This is a genomic window from Parasaccharibacter sp. TMW 2.1888 (genome assembly GCF_023167265.1).
GTDB lineage: Bacteria > Pseudomonadota > Alphaproteobacteria > Acetobacterales > Acetobacteraceae > Bombella > Bombella apis.
Map to the genome: position 1 here is coordinate 190,850 of NZ_CP030979.1, position 26,764 is coordinate 217,613.

Annotated in this window: 27 protein-coding genes and 1 tRNA gene; 12 read left to right on the plus strand and 16 right to left on the minus strand. The window is 57.7% G+C overall.

Going from position 1 to position 26,764, the window contains the following annotated elements; translation table 11 throughout:
* Nucleotides 1–38: 38 nt before the first annotated feature.
* The 4 genes from DTQ13_RS00850 to DTQ13_RS00865 all read right to left on the minus strand — a co-directional run bounded on the left by DTQ13_RS00850 (nt 39) and on the right by DTQ13_RS00865 (nt 3,284).
* Nucleotides 39–1,034, minus strand: coding sequence for a beta-ketoacyl-ACP synthase III (locus tag DTQ13_RS00850; protein WP_081563496.1), 996 nt, complete (start codon nt 1,032–1,034; stop codon nt 39–41).
* 8 nt (nt 1,035–1,042) lie between these two features.
* The gene (plsX, locus tag DTQ13_RS00855; RefSeq protein ID WP_232086363.1) at nt 1,043–2,056 is read right to left on the minus strand and encodes a phosphate acyltransferase PlsX; all 1,014 of its coding nucleotides are present in this window, start codon (nt 2,054–2,056) and stop codon (nt 1,043–1,045) included.
* 198 nt (nt 2,057–2,254) lie between these two features.
* Nucleotides 2,255–2,461: a 50S ribosomal protein L32 gene (gene rpmF, locus DTQ13_RS00860; protein ID WP_043559883.1), complete on the minus strand. Its 207-nt coding sequence runs from the start codon at nt 2,459–2,461 to the stop codon at nt 2,255–2,257.
* 220 nt (nt 2,462–2,681) lie between these two features.
* A complete protein-coding gene (locus DTQ13_RS00865) occupies nt 2,682–3,284 on the minus strand; it encodes a DUF177 domain-containing protein (RefSeq protein ID WP_166651601.1) in 603 nt (200 codons plus the stop codon).
* A gap of 185 nt (nt 3,285–3,469) precedes the next feature.
* Between DTQ13_RS00865 and DTQ13_RS00870 the strand changes: the two genes are divergently transcribed.
* Nucleotides 3,470–4,090, plus strand: a complete 621-nt coding sequence (locus DTQ13_RS00870) for an outer membrane protein assembly factor BamE (protein WP_373364574.1) — start codon at nt 3,470–3,472, stop codon at nt 4,088–4,090.
* Nucleotides 4,091–4,181: 91 nt separating this feature from the next.
* On the opposite strand, the gene DTQ13_RS00875 is transcribed toward DTQ13_RS00870, so the two are convergent.
* Complete coding sequence (locus tag DTQ13_RS00875; protein ID WP_248460774.1) at nt 4,182–4,670, minus strand: MarR family winged helix-turn-helix transcriptional regulator; 489 nt, start codon at nt 4,668–4,670, stop codon at nt 4,182–4,184.
* A 253-nt stretch (nt 4,671–4,923) separates the two neighbouring features.
* Here DTQ13_RS00875 and rpsU point away from each other — a divergent pair, with 253 nt between their 5' ends.
* Complete coding sequence (gene rpsU, locus DTQ13_RS00880) at nt 4,924–5,127, plus strand: 30S ribosomal protein S21 (RefSeq protein WP_026294133.1); 204 nt, start codon at nt 4,924–4,926, stop codon at nt 5,125–5,127.
* Nucleotides 5,128–5,209: 82 nt separating this feature from the next.
* Here the strand turns inward: rpsU and DTQ13_RS00885 are convergent, their stop codons facing one another.
* The gene (locus DTQ13_RS00885) at nt 5,210–6,622 is read right to left on the minus strand and encodes a glycosyltransferase family 39 protein (RefSeq protein ID WP_248460775.1); all 1,413 of its coding nucleotides are present in this window, start codon (nt 6,620–6,622) and stop codon (nt 5,210–5,212) included.
* 9 nt (nt 6,623–6,631) lie between these two features.
* Nucleotides 6,632–7,096: an Lrp/AsnC family transcriptional regulator gene (locus tag DTQ13_RS00890; protein WP_043559880.1), complete on the minus strand. Its 465-nt coding sequence runs from the start codon at nt 7,094–7,096 to the stop codon at nt 6,632–6,634.
* Nucleotides 7,097–7,393: 297 nt separating this feature from the next.
* On the opposite strand from DTQ13_RS00890, the gene trxB reads away from it, so the two are divergent.
* Together trxB and DTQ13_RS00900 are read left to right on the plus strand one after the other, a co-directional pair.
* Nucleotides 7,394–8,365, plus strand: a complete 972-nt coding sequence (gene trxB, locus DTQ13_RS00895) for a thioredoxin-disulfide reductase (protein ID WP_248460776.1) — start codon at nt 7,394–7,396, stop codon at nt 8,363–8,365.
* 283 nt (nt 8,366–8,648) lie between these two features.
* Nucleotides 8,649–9,593: a LysR family transcriptional regulator gene (locus tag DTQ13_RS00900; RefSeq protein WP_052349033.1), complete on the plus strand. Its 945-nt coding sequence runs from the start codon at nt 8,649–8,651 to the stop codon at nt 9,591–9,593.
* Here the strand turns inward: DTQ13_RS00900 and DTQ13_RS00905 are convergent.
* Complete coding sequence (locus tag DTQ13_RS00905; protein ID WP_103765590.1) at nt 9,574–9,861, minus strand: HU family DNA-binding protein; 288 nt, start codon at nt 9,859–9,861, stop codon at nt 9,574–9,576. The two genes, DTQ13_RS00900 and DTQ13_RS00905, sit on opposite strands and share 20 nt — an antisense overlap.
* A 133-nt stretch (nt 9,862–9,994) precedes the next feature.
* Nucleotides 9,995–10,477 (minus strand): MucR family transcriptional regulator, encoded by a 483-nt coding sequence (locus tag DTQ13_RS00910; RefSeq protein WP_081563239.1) that lies wholly within the window; start codon nt 10,475–10,477, stop codon nt 9,995–9,997.
* Nucleotides 10,478–10,688: 211 nt separating this feature from the next.
* On the opposite strand from DTQ13_RS00910, the gene DTQ13_RS00915 reads away from it, so the two are divergent.
* The 4 genes from DTQ13_RS00915 (at nt 10,689) to DTQ13_RS00930 (ending at nt 16,336) form a co-directional block, all read left to right on the plus strand.
* Nucleotides 10,689–12,884, plus strand: a complete 2,196-nt coding sequence (locus DTQ13_RS00915) for an FUSC family protein (protein WP_081847696.1) — start codon at nt 10,689–10,691, stop codon at nt 12,882–12,884.
* A 63-nt stretch (nt 12,885–12,947) separates the two neighbouring features.
* Entirely contained in the window at nt 12,948–14,057 is a 1,110-nt protein-coding gene (locus DTQ13_RS00920; protein WP_248460778.1) for a glycosyltransferase family 4 protein, read from the plus strand.
* Entirely contained in the window at nt 14,054–14,902 is an 849-nt protein-coding gene (locus DTQ13_RS00925) for a fumarylacetoacetate hydrolase family protein (protein ID WP_043559873.1), read from the plus strand. Before DTQ13_RS00920 ends, DTQ13_RS00925 begins: the two co-directional genes overlap by 4 nt.
* A gap of 459 nt (nt 14,903–15,361) precedes the next feature.
* Nucleotides 15,362–16,336 carry a flagellin gene (locus DTQ13_RS00930; RefSeq protein WP_086431468.1) on the plus strand — a complete coding sequence of 325 codons (975 nt, stop codon included), beginning with the start codon at nt 15,362–15,364 and terminating at the stop codon, nt 16,334–16,336.
* Between the two features lie 11 nt (nt 16,337–16,347).
* Here the strand turns inward: DTQ13_RS00930 and rmuC are convergent, their stop codons facing one another.
* Nucleotides 16,348–17,868 carry a DNA recombination protein RmuC gene (gene rmuC / locus DTQ13_RS00935; protein WP_248460783.1) on the minus strand — a complete coding sequence of 507 codons (1,521 nt, stop codon included), beginning with the start codon at nt 17,866–17,868 and terminating at the stop codon, nt 16,348–16,350.
* 172 nt (nt 17,869–18,040) lie between these two features.
* Nucleotides 18,041–18,130 (minus strand) — tRNA-Ser (locus tag DTQ13_RS00940).
* A gap of 298 nt (nt 18,131–18,428) precedes the next feature.
* Between DTQ13_RS00940 and rplU the strand changes: the two genes are divergently transcribed.
* From rplU to obgE, 3 genes are all read left to right on the plus strand, one after another.
* Nucleotides 18,429–18,743, plus strand: coding sequence for a 50S ribosomal protein L21 (gene rplU / locus DTQ13_RS00945; RefSeq protein ID WP_043559869.1), 315 nt, complete (start codon nt 18,429–18,431; stop codon nt 18,741–18,743).
* Between the two features lie 28 nt (nt 18,744–18,771).
* Entirely contained in the window at nt 18,772–19,038 is a 267-nt protein-coding gene (gene rpmA / locus DTQ13_RS00950; RefSeq protein ID WP_043559867.1) for a 50S ribosomal protein L27, read from the plus strand.
* A gap of 116 nt (nt 19,039–19,154) precedes the next feature.
* Nucleotides 19,155–20,162 carry a GTPase ObgE gene (obgE, locus tag DTQ13_RS00955; RefSeq protein WP_248460784.1) on the plus strand — a complete coding sequence of 336 codons (1,008 nt, stop codon included), beginning with the start codon at nt 19,155–19,157 and terminating at the stop codon, nt 20,160–20,162.
* 67 nt (nt 20,163–20,229) lie between these two features.
* Here obgE and DTQ13_RS00960 read toward each other — a convergent pair whose 3' ends face one another.
* From DTQ13_RS00960 to budA, 5 genes are all read right to left on the minus strand, one after another.
* Nucleotides 20,230–20,820, minus strand: a complete 591-nt coding sequence (locus DTQ13_RS00960; RefSeq protein ID WP_154981654.1) for an LUD domain-containing protein — start codon at nt 20,818–20,820, stop codon at nt 20,230–20,232.
* An 11-nt stretch (nt 20,821–20,831) separates the two neighbouring features.
* Nucleotides 20,832–22,244, minus strand: coding sequence for a lactate utilization protein B (locus DTQ13_RS00965; RefSeq protein ID WP_103765144.1), 1,413 nt, complete (start codon nt 22,242–22,244; stop codon nt 20,832–20,834).
* Complete coding sequence (locus DTQ13_RS00970; protein WP_043559860.1) at nt 22,241–22,984, minus strand: (Fe-S)-binding protein; 744 nt, start codon at nt 22,982–22,984, stop codon at nt 22,241–22,243. Before DTQ13_RS00970 ends, DTQ13_RS00965 begins: the two co-directional genes overlap by 4 nt.
* 212 nt (nt 22,985–23,196) lie before the next feature.
* Nucleotides 23,197–24,879 carry an acetolactate synthase AlsS gene (gene alsS, locus DTQ13_RS00975; RefSeq protein ID WP_248460786.1) on the minus strand — a complete coding sequence of 561 codons (1,683 nt, stop codon included), beginning with the start codon at nt 24,877–24,879 and terminating at the stop codon, nt 23,197–23,199.
* Between the two features lie 84 nt (nt 24,880–24,963).
* Nucleotides 24,964–25,695, minus strand: coding sequence for an acetolactate decarboxylase (gene budA, locus DTQ13_RS00980; protein WP_043559857.1), 732 nt, complete (start codon nt 25,693–25,695; stop codon nt 24,964–24,966).
* A 99-nt stretch (nt 25,696–25,794) separates the two neighbouring features.
* On the opposite strand from budA, the gene DTQ13_RS00985 reads away from it, so the two are divergent.
* A complete protein-coding gene (locus DTQ13_RS00985) occupies nt 25,795–26,703 on the plus strand; it encodes a LysR family transcriptional regulator (RefSeq protein WP_154981377.1) in 909 nt (302 codons plus the stop codon).
* Nucleotides 26,704–26,764 lie beyond the last annotated feature (61 nt).

Sequence of the window (26,764 nt, forward strand, 5' to 3'; positions counted from 1 at the left end):
GGGGAGTTTCAGAAGCGCTGATTCCGCCTGGAAAGGCCTTACATTCTCACCAGAGCAGACCCCCATGTAAGGCCACCACCAAGGGCCTCCATGAGGATCAGATCGCCCTGCCTGATCCGCCCATCCCGGACCGCTTCATCCAGAGCAAGGGGGATTGATGCCGCCGACGTGTTGGCGTGCCTGTCTACCGTCACCACGACGCGATCCGACGGCAGGGCAAGCTTCTTGGCCATGCCATCAATGATCCGCAGATTCGCCTGATGCGGCACCAGCCACTGGATGTCCGTGCCCTTGAGACCGTTTGTCTCCAGCGCTTCATCAACAGCAGCAGCAAGGTTGACGACAGCATGACGGAACACCTCCCGCCCATGCATTTTCAACGCCACCTTGCCAGACGCGCAGCCAACGGCACCATCAACATAGAGCAGATCACCCAAGCGGCCATCTGCGTGAAGATGCGTGGACAGGATACCCTCTCCCTCACCTGCGCCTGCCTCGAGCAGGACCGCACCAGCGCCATCCCCGAACAGCACACAGGTGGAACGGTCTTCCCAGTCCAGAAGACGGGAAAATACCTCCACACCGATCACCATGGCACGCCTGACCTGACCGGAGCGGATCATGGAATCAGCCACTGTCAACGCATACACGAAACCAGAGCAGGCTGCGCTGACGTCAAACCCGAAACCACGTTCCATGCCCAGAGCCGCCTGAACACGCACGGCAACGGAAGGGAATACCTGATCCGGCGTTGATGTTGCCACGATGACGGCATCCACATCATCTGCTGTTCTGCCAGCATGTTCCAGCGCCCGCTGGGCTGCCAGATGCGCAAGGGATACGGCGGATTCATCGCCAGACACAATATGCCGCTGACGGATTCCGGTCCTGGTCCTGATCCACTCATCCGACGTATCAAGTCTGAATTCAGCAGCCAGCTCCTCATTGCTGAAAGCACGCTGCGGAAGGGCACTGCCGACACCTGTCAGACGGGCACCCGCTGCCGCTCCCCGGACCTGTTTATCCTGCGCCATGGAAGACGTCACTCCTGCTCTCTGCTTTCTCCAGACTGCCCCAACATGCCGAGCTGATCCAGACGATGGCGGATCTTGTCATTCAGCCTGTTTTCCACCGCATCCACGGCAACATCCACCGCAGAGGCGAAACCCTCGGCATCTGCCCCACCATGTGACTTCACCACGATGCCATTCAGCCCCACAAAAACGGCGCCATTATAGCGGCTGGGATCGATCCATTCCTTCATGCGGCGCAGACCGGGGCGGACCAGAAGGTAGCCGATCCGGGTCAACCAGCTACTCATGAACACGCTCCTGAGCAACCCGAAAGCCAGCTTCAGCGCCCCTTCACCAGTCTTCAGTGCCACATTGCCCGTAAAACCATCCGTCACGACAACATCGGTCACACCGGCGGTAATGTCATGCCCCTCCACAAAACCGTGGAAACGGTCAGACAACACACTGTCCCGAAGGCGCTCGGCAGCCTGCTTCAGGCGTTCGTCGCCCTTCAGCTCTTCCGAACCAACATTGAGCAGCCCGATGCTGGGCGCCTTGAGGGACAGGGCCGCCTGTGCGAAGGCCTCCCCCATGATGGCGAATTCGACCAGATTGCGGGCATCGCATACGATGTTCGCACCCAGATCGAGCATGACGACATCACCACGGGCGGATGGCTGGACAGCCGCCATGGCCGGGCGAGAAATACCGGGCAGGGCTTTTACGATGATCTTTGCCAATGCAAGCATCGCACCACTGTTCCCGGCGGACACGACACCACGAGCCTCACCAGAGGCAACAGCCTCCATGGCGACCCGCATGGAGGATCCCCGCACGCGAAGCGCCGCAGTGGGTTTCATCTCCATGGGAATGCTTTCCGGCGCATGGCGCACGGTGCAGATTCCAGAAAGTTTGGGATAATTTGCGAGTGATGCGTTCAGGACCTTCTCATCACCTATGAGAAGAATCCGGATGTCCGGGTGACGGATGGCCGTCATCTCCAGCCCCGCAAGAACGATCTCGGGGGCGTTATCTCCCCCCATGGCATCAACGGCCAGAGTAAAAGGAGCCGGGGATTGTGCAGCCTGCTTTTCGACTCCACCCTCAGCTCTGACGCCAGACGCCTCCGTCATGAGTGCAGCCCCCAGAAATTCCTTGTTTTTCCTGCTCAGGCAGGATGCACGAAAATGCAACCCCGGACCGGAAGCCCGGGGCGGCAGTATCCCTCAGGATACGGGCAATCAGGCGCGGACGGCTGTCTTCAGCGCACGGCCCTCTGCACTGACAACCTCACGGCCATCATAATGGCCACAATGGCTGCACACATGATGGGGGCGCTTCATCTCGCCACAGTTGGCGCATTCAGCATGCGCCTCAACACGAAGAGCCTGATGGCTGCGACGCATGCCACGACGGGACGGCGTAGTCTTTCTCTTAGGGACGGCCATGGGTATCTGCCTCTCACTGGGTTGCGTATCCGGCTTCTGCTACCGCACGGCGCGGCCTCAAGCCAGAGAAATCTCATTAGGTCTTCACCACCGCCATAAGCCACGGTGCTCAGGCGTGGGGCTCTAGCAGAGAGAGCATCTCTCTGCAAGCATCAATGCCACTACGGCATCGCTCCTTACTCCCTGCCTTTACCAGAAAGGCGGAAAGATTACCACTCCTTCACGGCTCCTTCCTGAGTTTTTTCAGCACGTCAAAAGGATTTTCCCGGGCTGCGCCGGGCCGTGCATCCAGCTCATCATCAGACGGTGTGACCTCCACGAACTGCTCCAGCCCTGCTCCTGCCCGCCGCGGATAAGGAGTCAGGCAGAGAGCCAGCTGTTCTGCCGCAGCCTCGCCCAGATCAATCATGCGGCCATCATAAGGAACATCATCGGCATCTTCCTGAAGCAGAGCCTCAATATCGATATCCTCTTCATCAGGCATCTCGGAAACCGGGACGAAACGTAAACTGAACGGCTCGTCGATCACCTCTTTCACCGGTTCACCCGTGATGATGCAGGCCTGCTCCACCTCCGCCCGGATATGACCTTCCGCCAGTACGATATTCTCCGCCCCCCGCCTCAGCGCAAAAGTGCAGGACAGCTCCTTCAAAGACAGAAGACCAAAGCGCTTCCGCAGACCTTCCCTCTCCTCAGCATTGGCCTCCACATGCTCTTCAAGAGGGCGGCCCGTCTTTGCCAGTGGAATGCGGCGCGAGAACTCTGGCGCAATCCTTTCTTCTGGCTGTGTTCCGGCGTCTGCTCTGCCTCCAGATGACATCATGACCTCACGATAATTTACCAGGGTGCCTCTTTCAGAAGGGGCTGACGCCATGAAGTCAAGCCTAAACTGCTGCCGGACAGCCACAGCCCGACAATCCACGAAAAAGATTGACATGCTGCCCTCTCTGAGGCACCGGAAAGAGCACGTATGGCTTGCCCGCATATCATCAGGACAGTTTGCCCTTCATGACCAGCTTCTCTACTGCCTCCACCCCGGACAAGAGCTCCCCCTTCCCCCGTCTGGCCCGCTTCATGGCACTGCGACGCCGTTGCTGGACAGGCCTTCTGGCCGGTGGGGTGCTGATGCTCAGCGGCTGTGAGGCCATCAGCCCGCCGCCCATCCCGCGCGGGGCGCTGATCGAGAAACTGGATTATGACCAGCTGGTCCTCAACTCCAGCACCCAGAATGATGCCCTGAGCATACTGGGCTCTCCGACAGCCCATGCAACCTTCAATGACAATACATGGATCTACATTTCCATGACGAAGGACCTCGTGCCGCTGGCTCATCCGGTTGTGGACAAGCAGCAGGTCCTGGTCCTGAATTTCGACAATGCTGGCGTTCTCCGCAAGATGAACGTGCTGGACAGGCATGATGCCATCCGTGTCTCCATGGCAGGCGGAGCTACACCGACACCGGGCACGCATATTTCTGTTCTGCGGGAGCTGCTGGGCAATGTGGGCCGCTACAACCCGATGAGCAGCATGGGCAGCACCTTCGGCGGACTGGGAAATGGTGGCATGGGTGCCGGCCCGATGAGTGGCCAGGGCACCGGCAATGGGGGCGTCGGCAACTCGATGCCCTGATCCATCCGTCCAGCAGCCTGGTGACGGGCTAACGGGCTGAAAAATCCTTTCCATGAAGGGGAAGAGTCTTTGTCCGGCTCCTCCCCTTTTCTTATCCCCCCTTCGAGAGCGGCCCGCCATATTCGGCAACATGCAAGACCCTGCGGAACCCATCAACAGCGGCTCCGTCAACCTGCCTGTATGCCCGTGTCAGGACAGTGCGAATGGCAGCAAAAAGTTCTGCCTCAAGCTGTCTGCCCTCATCTGTCAGAAAAACGGGCCGCTTCCTCCGGTCCCCTTCATCCTGTTTCTGCTCGACCAGTTTTTTCGCTTTCAGCTCGCCAAGGGCCCGGCCCAGCGACTGTTTGGTAATGCCAAGCCGCCTGCACAGCTCACTGGGCAGCAATCCGCCATGGCTGCCCAGAAAAAACATGATCCGGTAATGGGCAGGCCCCAGACCGTGAGAGTCGAGCCCTCCTTCACAAGCAGCGGACAGGGACCGCCAGAGGGCCAGGAGCCCCTCAAAGGACTGCCTGATGGAATTTTCACGCAGATACAGGTGCGCATCCACCATGGTACGCCTGTCATTCTGTACCCCCATCCCGTCCTCCTCCTGTTCACCACACACTCATCCACATGCACCATACGCCCACCAGCCATGAGGAACCATCAGACAGGCGAAATAATCCACAGATAAAGAGGGCCTCCACCCTTTATGCCCATCAGAAACTATTGTCTGTCGTTTTGGAGTATGATAGGCCACTTCACACTGTAATCGGATCCGCGTCCTTCAATGGGTGATGCTACAGACACCGCTCGGGAAGGATCAGAACCCCAAAGGAGATGACGACACCGTGCAGGTTCTCGTTCGTGATAATAATGTTGACCAGGCGCTGAAAGCCCTCAAGAAGAAAATGCAGCGCGAAGGCGTCTTCCGTGAGATGAAGCTCCGTCGCCACTTTGAAAAGCCGTCCGAGCGCCGCGCCCGCGAGGTTGCCGAGGCCGTGCGTCGCGCCCGCAAGATGGAGCGCAAGCGCCTGGAGCGCGAGGGCTTCTGAAGTCAGCCTGTTCGTATTTGTACGAATGAGAAAGCCATCCATGTTCGGATGGCTTTTTTCATGTCTGCCTTCATGCCGCCCATCAAGGCCGCTGCACGATCCAGCCGGAAAGGTCGTGCCGTTTTTCCAGCAGATAGACCCTTACAGGCCGCTTCCTGTCCTTCCGCCATACGGCCCAGCCGCCTGCGGGCACCGGTCCATACCGGCCATCCTTCAGATACAGGACCGTCCTGACCGTCTCATGAGGAAGCCCTGCCACATAGCCCCATCGGGAATCCTTTCCCAGCACCGCAAGACCTTGCGGTTTCTGAAACGCCAGAATTGAGGCCAGGGCATAATCGTCCGTTGCCAGACATGAAATCCCTGCCTTTTCGGCCTCTTCTGCGACCGCTGCTGCCAGATCACTCCAACCTGCCCCCAACCTTGCGATGGGATCCATATGCGGGGGCAGTGGCAACCATCCCGTCAGACACTGAGCATAGACCAGAACCGTGCAGATGCCCCCCGTCATACAGGCTCCCCTGAGCCGACCCGCATAAGCGGCCCCGGCCAGGATAAGGGCTGGATACAGCACCCAGACCCAATTGGGCTGGACACGCTCTCCCGTCACATTCACCAGAAACAGCAGCAGCGCAGGAGCGGACAGCCACAACAGCACACGCTGCCCATGGCGGGCACGCCATAGCCCCATGAAACACAGGACAGCAACCCAAGGGGTCAACAGGGCCAGCTGCCCCGCCAGCAGTTCCCCCAGAAACTGCCCGGCCCGTTCAGGATGCCAGTACGAAGCCCGTCCGCCCTGTTTCAGCAGACCCGCCCAGCCATGCCTTTCATTCCAGACCAGGGTTGGCAGCACCATGAGGGCTGCTGCCCCTCCCCCCAACCAGGGGCCGACCATACGCCAAGCCCCCCGGCCGCCAAACAGAACAAACCCCACCAGACCGAGCCCCGGCAGAAGAGCCGTGTATTTGGAATCGGCTGCCAGACCAAGACCAATACCGCACAGCACCCACCAGCCACAGGCTGCCGCCCCATGGGACTGCAAGGCTCCAGACAAAGCCCATAACATCAGACAAAGGAAAACAAACAGAGGGACATCTGGCGTGGCCGGAACAAGCCCCACAAACGCCATCAGGGTCACATTCAACAGTAGAATCGCCCGAACTCCCACCCTGTCACGAGAAGGGAAAAAACGACGGGCGGCCAGAAAAAGCCATATGTTGGCACAGACAAAACCGACCAGACCACAGAACCGTACGCCAAACGGCGTATCCCCCCACAAGAGGGTTCCCAGCCGAATCCACAACGCCACCATGAAAGGATGGTCCAGATACCCTGCCTGCATATGGCGGGACCAGAGCCAGTAATAGGCCTCATCAGGTATGAGAGGTACTTCAGCAGCCAGAAAAAGCCGCACCATGAGCCCCAGAGCCGCACAGCAGAACAGGATATGCAATGGCTTCCAGCGCCTGAAAAAGCGGACAGGTTTCAGCATGATCCGCTCCTAGAGCGGAACGCCGGCTCTCTCACAGCTTGTCCTGATGACCTGGAAAGTCTGTACCCGTACGACGTGCGTTACCTCGATCAGGTCCCGTGTCAGACGATTCTGATGTTCCGCATCCCGGGCCATGAGACGGAGGAGGAAATCCTCCCCTCCCCGGATCATGTGGCATTCCTGCGTTTCCGGCCATTCTGCGACCAGGGCCTCGAACTCTGCCAGCACGGCACCTTTCTGGCTGTCCAGCCCGACCAGAACAAAAAATGTGATGGACCAACCCAGCATCGCCGGAGCCAGCGTCGCATGATAGCCTTGGATGAGCCCCATCTCCTCCAGCCGCCTGACACGACGCAGACAGGGCGGCGCAGAAATTCCCACCCGTCGGGCCAGCTCCACATTGGTAACACGGCCATCCTGCTGGAGCTCCGCCAGGATACTGCGGTCAATCTCATCAAGGTCTGCAATGCTCATATGGTTTCCAGCAACTCTGCTCACAGAACCCCCATGCGGCCCGGATGGGGAACGGGCTCATCCGCAGGGGGTTATCCCCGCCTGTATAGACTGATCTTTCTTATGTGAAAACTCTTCCCATGGAAAAGAGAAATAATATTTCGTTTCTCCGCAAGATAATTATTTTTACCGAAATCTTTCATATACTATATCTGTTATCCTCCAGCCCGTAGCGGACCTAAGATCACCCCGCCCCTTCGAAACCATTCCTCTCATCCCCGTAGCCGGGAAGATGATCCCTTTACCACGGAGCTTTCAATGGCAGAGACACATCATACCGACATGCTGATCGTCGGGGCCGGACCGGCAGGCTATACAGCAGCCATCTATGCCGCCCGGGCTGGCATGCAGCCTCTTCTGGTTACCGGCATGCAGCCCGGTGGCCAGCTGACCATCACGGATGAAATCGAAAATTTTCCCGGTTTTGCACAACCTGTCCAGGGGCCATGGCTCATGGAACAGATGCGGGAACAGGCTGAACATGTCGGGACGAAGCTGCTCTATGACCTCATCACGGAAGCCTCCCTCAAGCAGGGCCCTGATGCAGAAGGCTATTTCCACCTGAAAGGGGATTCTGGCGACCTGTTCCTGGCACGTACAGTCGTCATTGCCACGGGCGCCCAGGCCAAGTGGCTTGGTCTCGATTCTGAAAAGAAATATCAGGGTGCCGGCGTGTCTGCCTGTGCAACCTGCGACGGCTTCTTCTACCGCGGCAAGGACGTTGCCGTCATAGGCGGGGGCAATACGGCCGTGGAAGAAGCCCTCTATCTGACCCACCACGCCTCTACCGTGCATCTCATCCACCGGCGTGACAGCCTGAAAGCCGAACGCATCCTCCAGAAGCGCCTGCATGACAATCCCAAGATCAAAATTCACTGGAACCGGGCTGTCCACGAAATCATCGGTGAAGGTTCACCCGCCGTCGTGACGGCCCTTGAACTGACAGACACGCAGGATAACACGAAAACGGAGCGTCTCGCCGTGGATGGCGTGTTTGTGGCCATCGGCCACAGCCCCAGCACAGGCCCCTTCCGGCATGAAGTCCTCTGTGATGAAGAAGGCTACATCACAACCCAGCCGGGAACTGCCTCAACGTCCATTCCCGGCATCTTCGCAGCCGGCGACATTCAGGACAAGACGTACCGTCAGGCTGTCACGGCTGCCGGTACGGGCTGCATGGCCGCTCTGGAAGCGGAACGTTACCTTGCCGAAAAAAAATATGGTGCCTGACAGACCTGCACAGGGGCAGACCATCTCTCATTTTCGCCTTGCTGAAAGATGATCTGCCCTCTATCAGTCAACACTAGCTAAAATGGACTAAACTCTATCCTTTTCATGGCCTTTCATCTTCATTTAACGAAAATATAACCAACTTTAGAGGCATTCTGCCCTTGACCGATCGTTTCTTTTCGGGAAGTTTTCATGAAATAGACAGACGGTTAAGGTTACGATGCGGGGCGTTATGAGCAGAGCTGGCCATGATTATTGCGAAGGGGCATACGGGAATCAGAAAATGGACTGGGACAAACTCCGTATCTTTCATACCGTGGCGGAAGCCGGCTCCTTCACTCATGCCGGTGATCGTCTCAACCTGAGCCAGTCTGCTGTCTCCCGGCAGATTTCTGCACTGGAAGACGTACTGGGCGTACCTCTCTTCCATCGCCACGCCCGTGGGCTTATCCTGACCGAACAGGGTGAGGTGCTCCACCGCACGGCCCGGGAGGTCTTCTCCAAACTAGCCCTGACCCAAGCTTTCCTGAGTGAAAACAGGGAGAAAGCGGCCGGGAAGATCAAGGTCACGACCACATCAGGCTTTGGCCTCTCTTGGCTGACACCCCGTCTCCATCACTTCATGGAACGTCATCCCCATGTGGAAGTCACGCTCCTGCTTGAGGATTCCGATCTTGACCTGAGCATGCGGGAAGCTGATGTCGCCATCCGTCTCCATCCTCCCACCCAGCCCGACCTCATCCAGCGTCACCTGGCCAGTTTTCACATGCCCATCTATGCCAGCCGGGAATATCTGGAAGAACACGGTACCCCCACCACGCTGAAGGATCTGGCCGACCACAATCTGATCGGCTTTGCTGGCTGGCACCTTCCCCTGCCCCATGTAAACTGGCTGATTGAACGGCTCGTGAAGGATAAAATCATCCTCCACCCCAAGGTCCGCCTTGCCGTCAACAACATTGCGGCGGTCGGCATGGCCATTGCGCAGGGCAACGGCATCGGAACCCTGCCTTTCTACACGGCTTCCGCCCATCCTAACCTTGTCCGTATTCTCCCAGATGTGCATGGCCCGCTGGCAGAGGCGTTCTTTGTCTATCCGGAAGAGCTGAGAAGCTCCAAAAGGATTTCAGTCTTCCGGGACTTCCTGCTGGAAGAACTCAATACGGCCCGTACGGGGAAAGAAACCCCCTCACATAGCGCAGAGCCGTTCATTTCTTCGGCTGATTGACCCTCTCGCGCAGGTCTTTTCCAGCCCGGAAAAAAGGAACACGCTTCGCCCTGACAGCCACTGATTGACCCGTTCTCGGGTTCCGTCCCTGATGGGCAGTGTGCTGGCGTGTTCCAAAACTGCCTATGCCACGCAGTTCGGCCCTGTTCCCTGCCGCAAGGCCAGAAGCGATACGGGAAAATATCCCATCAACAGCCTGATCAACCTTATCTCTGGAAACACCCTCCAGGCGGGAGGTCAGTAAAGCGACAAATTCCGAGCGTGTCATCCAAACTCTCCGTCACTGATCATTCTTCCGAAGAGTGACAATAGGACGCCAGAAACGTCAAGAAAAAATGCTCTACTATGAAAAAAGCCGGGTTTACGCCCGGCTTTTTTCAGATTGATGTTAATAAACGGTTTCAGTTTTTACTGCCATTATCCCGTTTATTCTCGGCTGAGACACCAATATTACGCCCGAGCCCAATCGTTCTGGCCAGCTCGGACCGCCGTGCAGCATAGGCTGGCGCCACCATCGGGTAATCCGCAGGCAGACCCCACTTCTCCCGATACTGGTCCGGCGTCATGTCATACGTGCTCTTCAGGTGCCGCTTCAGCATCTTCAGCTTCTTTCCGTCTTCCAGACAGACGATATAATCAGGGTAGACGGACTTGCGCACGGGCACGGCCGGCTGCTGCCGGGTCTGCTCCGCCACGTCACCGCTTTCTCCCCCCTGCCCGGCAAGTGCCTCATAAACCTGGCGGATCAGTCCCGGCAGGCTGTCAGCAGAGACATCAGAACCAGTCAACTTTGCGACGACAATATCAGTCGTCAGCTCCAGCAGCTTTCTGCGCTCTTCATTCGGGGCCGTCTGAGTTCCTTCAGCCTGAGTATTGTCCGTCATTGAATAACCTTTGCAGCTACAAGTCTTCAGCAGAATTTTCAGAAAAGTTTTACTATTTTTCCTTTAAACAAAAAAGAGAAATATTCCATGATAATGAAAAAAATATTCCCTCTGAAATCATTCCGATATTTTTGTTCAATTATAAGTGTGACCCCTCGCATCCATGCGTAAAGGGCAGTAATCTCCCGTCCTGAAAGCCACTGGATGCGCAATGATCACCCGTTTTCTGAACTTCAGGACCCCGTCCTTTTTCTACTGGATCTTCACCCCGTCTCTGGATGGATTTCTCTTCGCCCTGCGGACTACCATTGCAGCCTGTCTGTCTCTGGGGATCGCTCTCTGGCTGGAGCTGGACAGTCCCATCTGGGCCCCCATGACGGTCTGGTCCGTAGCGCAGCTGACACGAGGAGAAAGCCTCTCCAAAGCCCGTTGGCGCATCATAGGAACATTGGCTGGCGGTGTGGCGGCCCTGATCTTCGTCGGCATATATCCGCAGGCTCCCTGGCTGTTTTTCCCGATCATTGCCCTGTGGATTGGCCTCTGCAGCGGGCTGGCCACCTTTGTCAGCAACTTCCGCTCCTATGCGCTGGTTCTCTCCGGCTACACCTGCGCCATCATCTGCATGGATGTCGTCCCGCATACGGGCAGCATCTTCATGTTTGCCGTATCCCGTGCCAGTTACATCATCCTCGGCGTGCTGTGTGAGGCCTTCATCGGACTTCTCTTCGCCTTCAACCAGGACCGTGTAGCCCATCTCAAGATACGGCAGAAACTGGAATCGGCCCTAACACTGGTGGCCGACACCCTCCACCATATTCTCCAGAGGGACACCGGCGCCCTGACAGAAGCCCGCAAGCTGTTCGGCACCATCCTCTCCATCAACGACCAGATCGAATTTGCGGAACTGGAAATGGGTGCGCATGGTCATGAAGGCGACCATGCCCGTGCCGCCCTGGCCGCCGTATCTGCCCTGCTCTCCCGCAGTTTCGGTATGGCTACACGGTTGGAGCTGCTCTCCTCCAACCATCAGGATTTTGACACGGTGGCACGGGCGTTCCGGCATTTTCTGAAGGACTTCTCCAGCCGCCTTCCCCAGGAAGCCGAAATCTCGGAACTTCTCGCCGAGCTCCAGCACCTCCGGGACATCTGCCGCCGTTATGCAACCCCGCACCGGCAAAAGATCATCTCCACCTCTGGCCCACTAACCCCTCTACGGGACAAGACCACCATCATTACTGATTCCGCACTGGATGAACGTATTCTATTCTCATCCCTTGGGGATCTGATCGGTGATCTGGAAGAAGCCATCACGGAATATCACGCCAGCACGCACAGTGTGCGTGGTGACCATTTCCAGTTCCAGCGCCATACGCACCGGGACGGGCGACTTGCCTTCAATAACGGGTTCCGTGCGGCGCTGACCATTCTGGTCACATCCTTCATTTATGAAATCACGGCATGGTCCAATGGCAACACACTCATCAGCATCACGGCCCTGATCTGCGGCCTTTTCGCCACAAAGGAAGACCCCGTACTGGGAACAATCAAATTCCTCAAAGGGCTTGCGGTAGGCTGGTGCGTGGCCTGGCTGCTCTGCTTCATCTTCATTCCCATGGTCACGACATATGAACCTCTGGTGCTCATCCTGTCCTGCGTGATGATGATCGGAGGGTTAGCCCGGGCCAACCCCGCCACAGCCCCGGCAGCCTCGGCCTTCAACCTGCTGATGCCCCTGATGCTGGGCATCCAGAATCATCATGTCATTGACGAGACGAAATTCTACAACACCAACCTCGCCATCATCCTTGCAGGTGTAACGGCCGTGCTGATCTTCCGCAGCATCCTGCCTTTCAACCGCAAGGCCGAAGAATTCCGGCTGCGCCGTGCCACACTGCGGGAACTGCGCAATCTTGCCAGCCTGAGCAGCACACCGCAGATCAGCGCATGGATTGGCCACAGTACGGACCGCTTCTCTCGCCTTCTCAGCCACGCCACCACCCTGTCCCCCCTTGTGGAGGCCGGTATTCAGGGTACGCTGGCTACCCTGACACTCGGGCTGAACATCATCCGCCTGCGAGGGTTGCTCAACCGTGAGTATCTGCCGGAAAGCGCCCGCCGCCCCATCACGCTGGTTCTCTATTACATTGAACACTCATCCCGCCGGCATGACCGGGCAGCCCGCCTGACCCGGGCCGCCATACGCCGCCTGCGTGAGCTGGACACACAGGACCATGAGGCCATCATCCGGCTGGAAATAACCCGTGCCCTGGCCCATCTTGTGGTGATCGAACACACCTTGCGGACAAACGAGAATTTTCTGGATGCCAGCAAGCCCTTCCGTGGTGAAGGCCCCATCCCCCTGCCCCATGATGAGGATTCATACGCAGGCCACCCGCAAAGGGCTTGATCTCCTGCCTGTGGGCAGCCAGACTTCTGCCTCCCTGCCCTTGTCCGAGGTTCTGCCGTCTCCATGAATATCCATTATGTTGTCACAAGCCTGGAAACGGGTGGGGCTGAATTTGCCATCCCAGATATCGTAAAAACCCTCGAACAGTTCGGCCATCAGGTGGATGTCACCGCCTGCGAGCCTCGGGACATGGGGGCAGCTCCTCATCTGGAACAGGCCGGAATCCCCTACCATCTTCTGGACAGCCGGCGCCGCAGTTTCTTCCTCACGCTGATCCGTCTCCTGCGCCTGCTCCGCCGGAACCGGCCCGACATCATCTGGACCTCCCTGAGCCGAGCCACACTGCTGGGCCAGCTGGCCGGAGCACTCCTCAATATTCCCGTTGTCAGCTGGAAGAACAGTGCCAGCATCCGTTTCACCACCACGGCAGGCCGTCGCATTACCCGGCTATGGGTTGCAGATTCCGCTTATGTGGCCCGTTTCCTTCGGGAAAAAATGAACATTCCGCCGGAGAAAATCACGTCCTGGCCTCTTTATGTGGCCGCCCCCGAAAACCACCCGGCCCCGGACTGGAATGGCAGGACACCTCTACACATCGGCAGCACGGGGCGACTGCATGAGGTGAAAAACTATCCCCTGCTCATCGAAGGTCTGGCCCTGTTCCGCGCACGTCATCCCCAGTGGGCAGACCTCGTGCACCTGTCCTTTGCAGGCGATGGCCCCCAGCGGGCGGAGCTTGAAACCCTCATCCGGCAGCACGGGCTGGAAAACCACGTCTCCCTGAAAGGTTTCCAGACGGATGTTCCGGCCTTTCTCCGCACGCTCCAGCTTTACGCACAGCCCTCACTTTATGAGGGCATGTGTCTGGCTGCCCATGAAGCCATGAACATGAGCCTGCCTGTCATGGCGACACCGGTCGGGGAAATGCGCAACAGCGTCCAGCCTGACCGGACAGGATTCCTGCTGCAACCTGACAGGATTCCTGAAACCTTCTGCGACACGCTGGCAGAAATTTTTCAGAACCCGGCCCTGCTGAACGACTACGGCAAAGCTGCAAAACGTTACATCGAACAGCATTACAGCCGGGAAGCCTTCACGCAACGATGCGGAAAAATCGTTGAAAAACTGGAGCGGATGACCACCCCGCAACCCTCAGGAAAAACCCCGTCATGACAAAACTCTGCCGCTATGGCCGCCCCGGCTCTGAAAAGCCCGGACTGATCGACAGTTCCGGTACACTGCGTGACCTTTCGGGACTCTGGAGTGACCTGACGCCGGAGCGCCTCTCCCCACAATCCCTTGCTCAGGTGGCAGCCATTGATGCAGCGACCCTGCCAGCCGTGGAAGGCTCTCCCCGGTTCGGCGTGCCCATCAGCCATGTCTCCAAATGCGTCTGCATTGGCCTGAACTATGCCGATCATGCCGAAGAAGCCGGTCTTCCCATCCCGCAGGAACCAATCGTCTTTCTGAAAGCTCCTTCCGCCCTTTGCGGTGCCCATGACGACATCCCCATCCCGCCCCATGCTTCACAAGTGGACTGGGAAGTCGAGCTCGGCATCGTCATCGGCAGCACAGCCCGCCATGTGACGGAAGCGAAGGCTCTGGAGCATGTGGCAGGCTACTGCATCGTCAATGATGTGTCAGAACGCAGTTTCCAGATGCAGTCCTCACAATGGGACAAGGGCAAGGGCTGCGACAATTTCGGACCTGTCGGCCCCTTCCTTGTCACGGCTGATGAGATCGCTGATCCGCAGAACCTGCGCCTCTGGCTGGACGTGAACGGAACCCGTCGTCAGGACGGCTCGACAGCCACCATGATCTTCTCTGTCCGTGAGATCATCGCCTATCTCAGCCGGTACATGACGCTCCTGCCCGGCGACATCATTGCCACCGGAACACCGCCCGGTGTCGGGATGGGACACAAGCCGCCCCTGTGGTTGCAGGAAGGTGACGAAATGCGGCTGGGCATTGAAGGGCTGGGGGAACAGAAGCAGACACTCGTGCGATGGACACGATGAAAAAACAGAACAGCCCCATGAAAGACAGAATGACAGAAACAGATACTTACAGAACTGTCCTCTGAATCCACCGCCTGCCCGCGCCATTTTCACCTGCCACCAGCTGGATGGCCATTGTTCTCGTGGACATGGAGCACTGGTTTCACAATACCGGACCGGAAGAAACTCATGTCATCCTGACGGTCCTTGGCTCATGAAGTTGAAATACACATATGCCATTTTCACGACATGTCGCCATGAAATCCATCTCATATAATTAAAACATTACTCATATTTCTCTATTATAAACAATCAGCTCTCGACATGATGAATCTTAATGGCGCTCTAATGTGACTTTCATAAAACAAGTGAAGAACCATTTTTCATTCAAAATTTAAGAAGCTTGTAAAATTTTCGTGTTTCCTTGCATCCGCCAGCAGATGTCCGTTGGTTCCGCTTAATGAACTGGGAGAAAGGGCCATGAGTCTTTCCATCAACACCAACCAGTCTTCCTTGGCTGCCCTGGAAACACTGAACACGACACAGACGGATCTGGCCCACACGGAAAACGCTGTTTCCACTGGCAAGAAAGTGGCCAATGCCTCCGACAATCCAGCCGCTTTCGGCATTGCCTCCCAGATTGGCGGGGACATTGCAGGACAAAGTGCTGTCAATGACGGGCTAAGCTATGCCTCCCAGGTTCTCAGCGCTACCAACTCTGCAGCCAACAGCATCATCAAGGTTCTTCAGAATGTCCAGAATGCCGTGACAACCGTTGGCAACAACATCGGCAATGAATCATCTCTCGGCCAGCTCAACAAAGAGCTGACAGGTTACATGAAAAGCATCGACACCATCGCCCGAAACGCCACGGTGAAAGGCGTCAATCTTCTTTCCGGCGGCACGCTGAGCGGCACGGGGGACGGAATGGGCATTACCTCCAACAGCCTGACCTTTGTCACCAGCCTCCAGGGAGACACGCAGACACTGAACAGCTACGGTTACATGATCGGCCTCACGACCGGTTACGGGATCGGCCACATCATGACGGAACTGTTCGGCATGACACCCGGCAGCGCAATGCCTGGGGAAGACCCCACCGTGAACAACTTCCTGACGGCCACTCCTGACGGTGCCCGCATCAGCGACGGTTTTAATGCGGCGGCCACGGCACAGCGTCTTCCCAGAATGATCCAGATAACGCAGAACGCCATCCAGGCGATGACCAACGTCACATCCGACCTTGGCGCCAACATGCAGCTCATCAGCTCCATGAGTGCCTATGGGCAGAAATCGTCCGATTCCCTCACGGCAGCATCCGGTGCGCTGACGGATGCTGACATGTCTGCCGAGTCTGCCAAACTGACATCTCTCCAGACCAAACAGTCCCTCGGCATCAAGTCCCTTTCCATCGCCAATGGCCAGTCACAGAACATCCTGTCCCTCTTCCAGTAAGGGCGGCGTGTTCAGGGACCGGTCACTGGTACCGGCTGTCCGGTATCATCTTCCACTGGCTCCACGATCAGGCCCAGACGTTCCGTTTCAAAATCCATATGAGCCGCCTCCAGCCGGGGCAGGTTTTTGCTGACCTTGGCTGAAAGCTGCCTGAAACGGTCCACCCGGCCATACAGCCCCTGCTGCCCGGCCAATGCCCTGACGGCACTGTTGTAATGGTTACTTGCCGTGTTCAGACTTCCGCCCAGCTTATTCAACCTTTCGGCCACAAGACAGACCGAATTGTAGATGTCCCCCGCCCTCTCGCTGATCTCACGGGCTTCCCGGTTGCTCCGCTCGATCATCCACAGATTGGCGACCGTCCGCAGGATGGGAATGAGTGTCGTGTGGGACACAAGCACGATGCCCTTCCTGTACCCATAGTCAAACAGGTCCCGGTCTGCTTTCAGGGCACTGATGTAGGCCGGCTCGATCGGCATGAACATGAGGACAAAACCGGGACTGCGCATCCCGATCAGGTTCGTGTAATCCTTGGAGGCCAGATCATCCATGTGCCGGCGGACGGATTTCACATGCTCCCTGAGAGCGGCCTCGTGCTCCGTCTGGCTCTCCGCCGCCACGGCCCGGTCATAGGCATTCAGTGACACCTTGCTGTCGATGATGATGTGTTTGCCTTCGGGCAGCCGGATCAGATAGTCCGTCTGTTTCTGCCGCCCCTCCGCATCCCGGAAGGAACTCTGGACCTCATAATGGGCTTCTTCCACAAGACCGCTCATCTCCAGGGTCCGGCGAAGCTGCGCCTCCCCCCAGGCACCACGCTGCTGGGAATCCCCCTTCAGGGCTGATGTCAGGTTGGTGGCCTCCTGACTCATCTTCAGGCCGATCTCCAGAACCTTCCTGATCTCCGCATTGAGGGTGCTGTTCCCCTGGAGGGACGCATCATGCACCTCATTGACCCGCTTCTGAAACCCTTCGATCTGCTCCCGGAACGGCTTCAGCATGGACGACAGACTGACCTGACTGGCATCGGCAAAGGTTTTACCTTTTTCCTCGAATATCCTGTTGGCCAGATTTTCGAACTCTTTCCCCAGCGACTGCCTGGCCTCGCCAAGCTGCTGCATCTGCTCCCGGAAATGTTCCTCTTTCCGCTCCAGCGTTGTTCTGATTTCCACATGCTCTTTTTCAAGCATGCCATATTTCTGGAGGAGGGCCTCATACTGTACGCCCCGTTCCGTCAGGGCCGCATCCAGCCGCTGGACCGTCTCATGGGCATTGCGCAGCTGCGTGCGGGCTGTATTCTCCGCAAGCTCCGTGTCATGAAGCCTGTTCCTGAGCTGGACAAGCTCCGCTCCGTCCCTGTCATTCCGGTCACTGGCCTGCTGGAAGGCCACCTCCATCTGCCGGACCTGCATGGCAAGATCAGATATCTTCAACCCAGCCCGCCTCATGGCCAGCAGATACCCCAACCCGGCCGCCAGAAACGCCACGATGACAATGATGACGGTACCGATCACCAGTACGGATATCTGCATGTTGCTCCCTCCCAAAGGCCCCGGTTTGGGACCATGTCCTCCGTAAACCAGTCTGAAGGAGGCAGTCCATATCTTACGGGGTATCAAACTAACGGGCTATCAGGCCACAGGCCAGCCTGCCGGTGAACAACGCCCGGCACCGAAAGTTTACATGCAAAGGGAACAATCATCATGGCGGAGAGAGAGGGATTCGAACCCTCGGAACGCTTGCACGCTCAACGGTTTTCGAGACCGCCCCAATCGACCACTCTGGCACCTCTCCGGGGAACTGGAATGGAACAGGGGCAGCGCCCACCATCACCAGCTGATGGCCGGTGTTATGGCGGGATTTTACAGGATTGGCAAGAGGCAGCCCTCTTCTATCCCGCCTGCCCGCCACAAATCCTGCTTTTTTATTGACGGTACAGGAGAAAAGCAGTACAGAACCCCTCTGTTCCTACGGTTTTCCGCTGCTGGCGGGGCACTGTCTGAACCAATGACAAAAAGCGAGCAGGCCATCCTCCTTTCGCAGAAAGGAGGGAATACGGCCAGAGGCTTCGGTAACATAAAGAGAGTTTTGCATGTTTGCAGTCATCCGCACGGGCGGGAAACAGTACCGCGTCGCCAAGGACGCCATCCTGAAGGTTGAGAAGCTGGATGCCGAGGCTGGCAGCACAGTCACCTTCTCCGACGTTCTGATGGTCGGTGGTGAGGCTGGCACGAAGATCGGTGCCCCTCTGGTCGAGGGTGCCAGCGTGACCGCCGAGGTCGTCGCACAGGACCGTCTGCCGACCGTCATCATCTTCAAGAAGCGCCGCCGTCAGAACAGCCGCCGCAAGAACGGCCATCGTCAGCCGGTCACCGTTCTGCGCATTACCGCAATCAACGCTGCGTAATTTCGCCCGTTCCTAAGGAGACACAGTCATGGCACAAAAAAAAGCAGGTGGTTCCAGCCGTAACGGACGCGACAGTGCGGGCCGCCGTCTTGGTGTGAAGAAGTTCGGTGGCCAGAGCGTCATCGCCGGCAACATCATCATCCGTCAGCGTGGCACCAAGGTGCACCCGGGTGAGAACGTTGGCATGGGGCGTGACCACACCCTCTTCTCACTGGTTGATGGCCGCGTGCGCTTCCAGCGTCGTGCTGGTGGCAAGGTGCACGTTTCCGTTGCCCTGGCAGAAGCTGCCGAATAACGCACTCTGCCTGCCCTGACGGGCACAGAGCATGAAGAAGGGTCGGCTACCATCAATGGTGCCGGCCTTTTTTCTTCCTGTCCCTTTCCCCTCCCCCTTGCTGTGGCGGCCTTCCCATGAAGTTTCTTGACCAAGCCAAAATCTATGTCCGCTCCGGTGATGGAGGAGATGGCGTTGTCGCCTTCCGCCGGGAAAAATACATCGAATTCGGTGGGCCGGATGGCGGTGACGGTGGCCGGGGCGGCCACATCTATTTCCGTGCCGTGCCGAGCCTCAACACGCTGATCGACTTCCGCTACACGCAGCACTTCCGTGCCCGCAAGGGTGGCAACGGGGCTGGCTCCAACAGGACCGGGGCGGGAGCGGATGATGTCATCATTGATGTTCCCATCGGCACGCAGATCTTCGATGAAGACCGTGAGACCCTGCTGGCGGACCTTGATGAGGAAAACAAGACCGTCCTGCTCTGTCAGGGTGGCGATGGTGGCCTGGGCAACGCCCATTACAAGAGCAGCACCAACCGTGCCCCACGCCGGGCCGACAAGGGCTTCCCCGGGGAGGAACGCTGGGTCTGGCTCCGGCTGAAGCTGATTGCCGATGTCGGGCTTGTCGGCCTGCCCAATGCGGGCAAGTCCACCCTGCTCTCGGTGGCCTCCCGTGCCCGCCCCAAGATTGCGGACTATCCCTTCACGACCCTGCATCCACAGCTTGGCGTCGTGCGCCTCAATGCCGTGGAAGAATTCGTCATTGCCGACATTCCCGGCCTCATTGAAGGTGCCAGCGAAGGAACGGGTCTGGGTGACCGCTTCCTCGGCCATGTGGAACGCTGTGCCGTCCTGATCCATCTGGTTGATGGGACGGATGAAAACTGCGTCCAAAACTGGAAGCTCATCCGCAAGGAACTGAAGGCCTATGATGAGGGGCTGGCAGCCAAGCCGGAGATTCTCGTCCTGAACAAATGTGACGCCCTGCTGCCGGAAGAAATCGAGGAGCGAAAGGCCGCCCTGGAGGCCGCCTCCGGTACCGAGGTTCATCTGCTTTCCGGCGTCAGCCGGGACGGCCTGCCAGAACTGCTACGCCATCTCCAGGACCGCGTGACGGCCTCCCGCAACGAAGGTCTCTGATCCAGAAAAAAAGGGCCGTGCGACAAGGTATCGCACGGCCTTTTCTGTATCCTGTTCCCGGAAGCCGTCAGGCCCAGATGACAGACAGGCTCCTCACACCCTGCGCCCCACGGATCAGGACGCCCTGAATGTCCGCCGTGGCGGAAGGACCACTCATCAGCACGCCATACCCTGCCGTCCGAAATTCGGAACGTTGCTGATAGGCATTGTGCATGTTGCCCACCAGCTCATCCTTCGAGAGCAGGACGATCAGATGCTGCGCCAGGTGGACATCGGCCAGATGGTCTTTCAGCTCCACCTCACTGAGGAAGACGCCCCCCGTTTCCGCCACGCCAAAAGCAGCCCGCACGACCATCACATCCACCGTATCGGCCTGTTCGTGCGTTTCCAGGTCTTCAATCCGCAGCGTCCCTTCCACCTCCGGTACGGCGGTGCAGAGATTGCGCATCCCCGGGAACGCACGCCTGATGGCCTGCTCGACCCCTTCCCCATCCTGCAAGGAGAGCATCCTGCCGCCCATCAGGGCCAGACTGGCCTCGAACCGTTCCGGGCTGGCATCCTGATCCCCCAATGTCACGACAGGCGGCAAAGGATACGCCCCTTCCTGCGGAGACTTTTTTTCCTTCAGACGCTGCATGATGACATCACGGGCACTCATCGTCTCATCACTCATGCCTGTGTCTCCTCATGCTGTGCCTTGGTCCTGTTCAGACGGTTTTTCTTGTACCAGCTGTGGAATGTCTCCTTCACCGGATGAGGCAGCTCCCGATGTTTGCCCCACGGATTCAGATAATTGTACAGCACGAAACGGGGCATGGTCTTCAGGGCAACCTCCGTCCCGCTGATGGCCAGACGGTACATGGTCGGCTGGGCCAGCAGCCGCCCCGCCATCTTCATGATCTCCCGTTTGACGAACGGAATTTCATGCCGTTCTGCCAGAACACGCCGCCATTTATAGAGCTGCTCGTGGATGTCGATCTTGACCGGACAGACATTGGTACAGCTTCCATTCATCGTGGAGGCAAAGGGCAGCGTGCTGAATTTTCTGGCGTTGAAGGTCGGGTCAATGATCGCCCCGATCGGCCCGGAATAGACGGACCCGTAAGACTGCCCACCAGACCGGCGATAGACCGGGCAGGTATTCATGCAGGCCCCACAGCGGATGCACTTCAGAGAGGTCCAGAAATCATCCATCCCCAGCCGTTCGGACCGGCCATTATCCACGAGGATGACATGCATCTCCCCGCCCTTCTTCGGCCTGCGGAAATGGGTCGTGTACTGGGTGATCGGTGAACCGAGCGCACTGCGGGACAGAAGGCGGATGAACACGCCAAGGTCCGCCATGCGGGGGACCAGACGTTCAATCCCCAGCGTGGCAATATGCAGGTTGGGCAGATTGGCACTGAGGTCCGCATTCCCCTCATTGGTGCAGACGACAAAGCTGCCCGTCTCCGCCACAAGGAAGTTGCCCCCCGTCATGCCCGTATCGCCACTCAGCAGGACCGGACGGGCCGCATTGCGCTGCGCCTCCGCCAGAGCGTGCGGGTCATCAATGTTCGGGTCGGTATTGTAATATTTGGCAAAGGTCTTTGCCACATCCGTTGTCAGCTTCTGGACAGCCGGAACGACCACATGGCTGGGCAGCTGGTTGTCCAGCTGCTGGATGCGTTCGCCAAGGTCCGTCTCCGTCACGCTGACGCCCTTTGGCTCCAGATACTCCCGCATCTCGCACTCATCGGTAATCATCGACTTGCTCTTGATGATGGATGAGTGGCCGTGATCCTTGAGAATCTTCTCCACGATGCGATTATGTTCCGCACCATCCCTGGCCCAGTGGACATGGATGCCATTGCGGCGGGCATTCTCCTCAAACTGCTCCAGATACTGGGGCAGATGGGCCAGCGTATGTTCCTTCAGCCGGGATGCCTGCTCCCGCAGCTCCTGCCATTCCGGCATGATGTGCATCTGCTCGTCACGCTTCTGGCGCATGTCCCACAAGCGTTCATCATGAAAGTGACGATGCGGCTCATCCTCCAGAAACTCCGCCGCCAGTTTGGCGTGAGGGACTGGTCTGTTGCTCATGCCCTCGCTCCATTCAGAATTTCAGCAATATGGATGAAGCGGATGGGCACGCCATTGCGCTCGGCGCAGCCCTGCTGGTGCATCATGCAGGACGTGTCGGCAGAGACGATATACTCCGCACCGGCATCATGATGATCCGTCACCTTGTCCAACCCCATGCGGGCAGAGACGGCCTCTTCCGTCACGGAATAGGTGCCACCGAAGCCACAACATTCATCCGGGCGTCGTGGTGCAGCAAAGGAAATGCCCTTCACGGCGGAAAGAAGGGTCTTGGGTTTGGAGAAAAACGGCTCGCCCAGCTCGGACATGCTGGCCGTCCGCAGGGACCGCAATGTGGCGCAGCTGTTATGCAGCCCGACCTTGTGAGGGAACTCCGCCCACGGGAATTCACGCACCTTCAGAACATCATGAATGAACTCGACAAGCTCATATGTGTTCTTGCGCACATGCCGGACCTCATCCGTCTGCTCAATGGCATCAAAATTGTCCCGGATATGATGCACGCAACTCCCTGAGGGGGAGACAATCACATCATATTTCGAGAAATTGCGGATAAAGAGAGCTTCCGTCTCTTTGGCATCACGGTTGCACCCGGAATTCGCCATGGGCTGACCACAACAGGTCTGATCCATGGGATACTCAACTTCCTGCCCCAGCTTTTCCAGCAATTCCAGCGTGGCAATACCCGTCTGGGGATAGAAGGCATCCATGTAGCAGGGAATGAATAAACCTATCTTCATAATGGGTGATTATAAAAAAATATCACCCACTCAACAATAAAACAAAACGTGACTGACAATCTCTACTGCAAAAAATCTCATTTAAATAGAAGAAATACAATTTTTTAAATGATACTTATTATCAATTAATTGGGTAACCCTCAGAAAAAAGGGGCGTCCATGACGCCCCTCTCCTCATCCACCCTTCTGCTTCAGCAGAAGGGCGAGCTATCTTATTTGCTCAGCTCCGGCAGAGGGTTCATCAGGGCCGGGTTGTCGGCATAATCAACCGGCACGGCGATGACCACCGGTCCCTGCGTTTCCATTCCTTCACGCAGGGCAGCCTTCAGGCTGTCCACACTATTGACGTTGATGCCCTTGGCGCCAAAAGAACGGGCAAAAGCAGCAAAATCGATCGGGCCAAAGGCCACGGCAGCATCACGCCCGTACTTCTTCTCTTCCTGAATACGGACCATGTTGAAGTGCTGGTCCACCCAGATGATGTGGATCAGGTTGCTCTTCAGGCGAACGGCGGTCTCAAGGTCCATGGAGGACATCATGAAACTGCCGTCACCGGAGACGGAGATGACCTTCTGGGCCGGATTCACGATGCTGGCAGACATGGCCCATGGAAGAGCCACGCCCATCGTCTGCTGGCCATTGCTGATCAGCATCTGGCGGGCACGGAAGACCTCAAGGAAACGGGCATGCCAGATGTGGAAGGACCCCATGTCCAGACAGATCGTGATGTCCTGCGCCACGAAATCTTCCATCACCTTGATGATCTCAAGCGGATGGAGCATCCCCTGCTGGGTGCTCTTGGCCTTGGCAAAGGCAGATTTCTGGGAGGCACGATAAACCTCCAGAATCTTGTCCAGCGCAGCGCCGGATGTCAGAGCGCCTGTCTCCCTGGTCAGGTGCTGCACGCTCAGGGCGATGGAGCCGATCAGCTCGATCTCGGGATTGAAAGCATTGTCCAGCTGGGCCGGAACAACATCGATATTGATGATCGGGCGGGCTGATTTCTTGTTCCACAGGCACGGATCATATTCGATCGGGTTGTAACCGATGGCCACGACCAGATCAGCCTCATCCAGCAGGTAATCACCATACTGGTTGTGGAAGAGACCGACACGGCCACCGAAACGGGAGACCAGATCCTTGGAAACAGCGCCAGCAGCCTGATAGGTACCAACAACCGGAAGGTTCGTCTGCTTGACGAAAGCACGGATGGCCTCTGCATTCTCCGGCTTGCTGGCCTTCATGCCCAGCAGGACGACCGGCTTCTTGGCCTTCTTCAGGGCAGCGGCAGCCTCCTTGATGACGTCTTCCGGTGCAGGCCCGGCCTTGACGGCATTACGGTTGCCCATCACCGGATAATCTTCCGTGATCTCGGAATTCAGGACATCCATCGGTACGCTGACGAACACGCCACCCTGACGGGGGCTCTCAGCCGCACGGAACGCATTGCCGATGACCTCCGACGTGGCCGCTGGAGCACCGATCTCGGCGCTGTACTTCGTCACCGGGCGCAGCATGCTGACCGTATCCATGCTCTGATGGGTCAGCTTCAGCAGGTCGGCACGACCGACAGCTCCACCGATCGTCAGTACCGGGTCACCTTCGGACGTTGCCGTGGCCAGACCCGTTGCCAGATTGGACACACCCGGGCCTGATGTGGCAATGGCCACACCAGCCCGCCCCGTGATGCGGCCGATACCTCCGGCCATGAAGACGGCATTCTGCTCATGCCGGGCAACGATCGTACGAATGGGAGAGTCTTCCAGCGCCTCGAAAAGACGGTCGATCTTGGCACCCGGGATGCCAACAATGTGATCAACGCCATGAGCCTCAAGATTGCGGACGATCAGATCGGCGGCTGTCTGTGCTGCCTTGTGAGATTTTTTCTGTATCATGATGTTTTTTCCTGATCATGCCCGCCCTGAAAATACCAGACGGGCCGTGTAATCATAATGTGACCGAAGAGAGCGACCGGCCCCTCAGCCGCCCTCTGCCGTGCGGATGGCCTCATGCAGGCCAGCGGGCTGAAGGTCTGCCTTGGCAAATTCTTCCGTCTTCGGCAGAGAAATCTCCAGATCGGACATGCGGGCAACTTCCAGCTTGCCGGATTTCACACGATAATTCGTCACATGGCCGCCATGCTTGCGGTCATCGCTGAGAACATGGAGGTGATACCCTGCCACATTGATCCCCTGCATGTAGGGCGGCGTACGGAAACCCAGCATCACCCCGCTAATCTCTCCCATGCTGAAGGTAGGCTGCTTGGCCACCACTTCCAGCATCCCCGGATAGGGCTTGTGCTGGCAGAAAACGGTCCGGGTATCGACCTTCTCGAACTCACCCGTAAAACGGACAGCCCCGAAAAGATTGGGATTGTCGATCAGCCCGTCGACAAGCTCCTCGAACTCCTCTTTACCCATCGGCCGGTCGATGGTGACCGTCTTTTCCGGCTCGAAATAGGTCACACAGGCGAAAGGCGTTTTCATGTCCGCTGTCGTACCGGAGGCAATCCCCTCGGAGCGGAACTGGCGGACCTCACCTTCCGTCACAATCATTTCGCCATCCAGGGCATCAAACGTCCCCAGGCCGAAATCACCATGCTGGACCAGCTCACCCAACGTCATTTCACCATCGTAAACAGCGTCCAGCAGAGCTGCCATCGTGGATGTCTGGAAAAGACGGTTTGGTTTTACACCTGAAGGTCGAGTCATATTGCCCCCTGTGTTGTGAATGGTCCTTTCTGTAAGGCAGGAGATGAATTCAGACAAATATATAGTTCCCATTGTCTCCATACATTTTATATATGGGTCATGGATATCCGACATTTCCGCTATTTCGTCACCATCGCCGAAACCGGCAACATCACCAAAGCGGCTGAAAAACTGGGCATGGAACAGCCACCACTCAGCCAGCAGATCCGTCGCCTGGAGAGCTCTCTGGGCGTGTCACTCTTTCGCCGCCAGCCTCGTGGGGTAAGCCTGACAGAAGCCGGGCTGACCCTCCTGCCCCATGCACGGCTGATCCTCGACCTGCGCCGCCAGTTCATTGAAGATGCCCACGGGCTGGCCCAGGGCAAGAAAGGCCACCTCCGCATCGGGCTGGCCGGAGCCGTACCGCTGCTGCCCAGCATCCCCTTTGCCATCCGGCAGTTCAGCACAATTGCACCGGGCGTGACCCTGTCCCTGGAAGAAAGCAATACTCCCGCCCTCTGCGAAGCCCTGCTCTCCTATCGCATGGACATCACGATCCTGCGCCCTCCCGTGCCAGATCAAGCCAACGTGAAGGTCATCCCCCTGCTGGATGAGCCGACATTGATCGCCCTGCCCAAAGGCCACCCCTTCACCAGCCTGCCGGAAATACATCTCAGCCGCCTGGCGACGGAACCACTCATCATCTTCCCCCGTGAGCTGGGGCCAGGCTTCTTTGATGCCATCCTGGCGGCCTACCGGGACGCCGGTGTTACCCCATCCCTCGGGCAACAGGCCCCCCAGATTGCCGGGACCATCCCACTTGTGGCTGCCGGGCTGGGGGTCTCCATCGTTCCCCAGTCGCTCCACCAGCTCCATACAGGCGGCGTGACCTTCCACAGGATCGCCCGCCCCGCCCCTCATGCCACGCTGGCCATCGGCATACGGACGGGGGAGCAGCCACCGCTCATCCATCACTTCATCACCGTCCTCCAGCAGGCCTGCAAAACCCATCTGACGCTCCCCGACTGACCATCAGACACGCAAAAAAGCCTTTCCCCTCTGGCCCCAGGAACCAGAAGGGAAAGGCTCT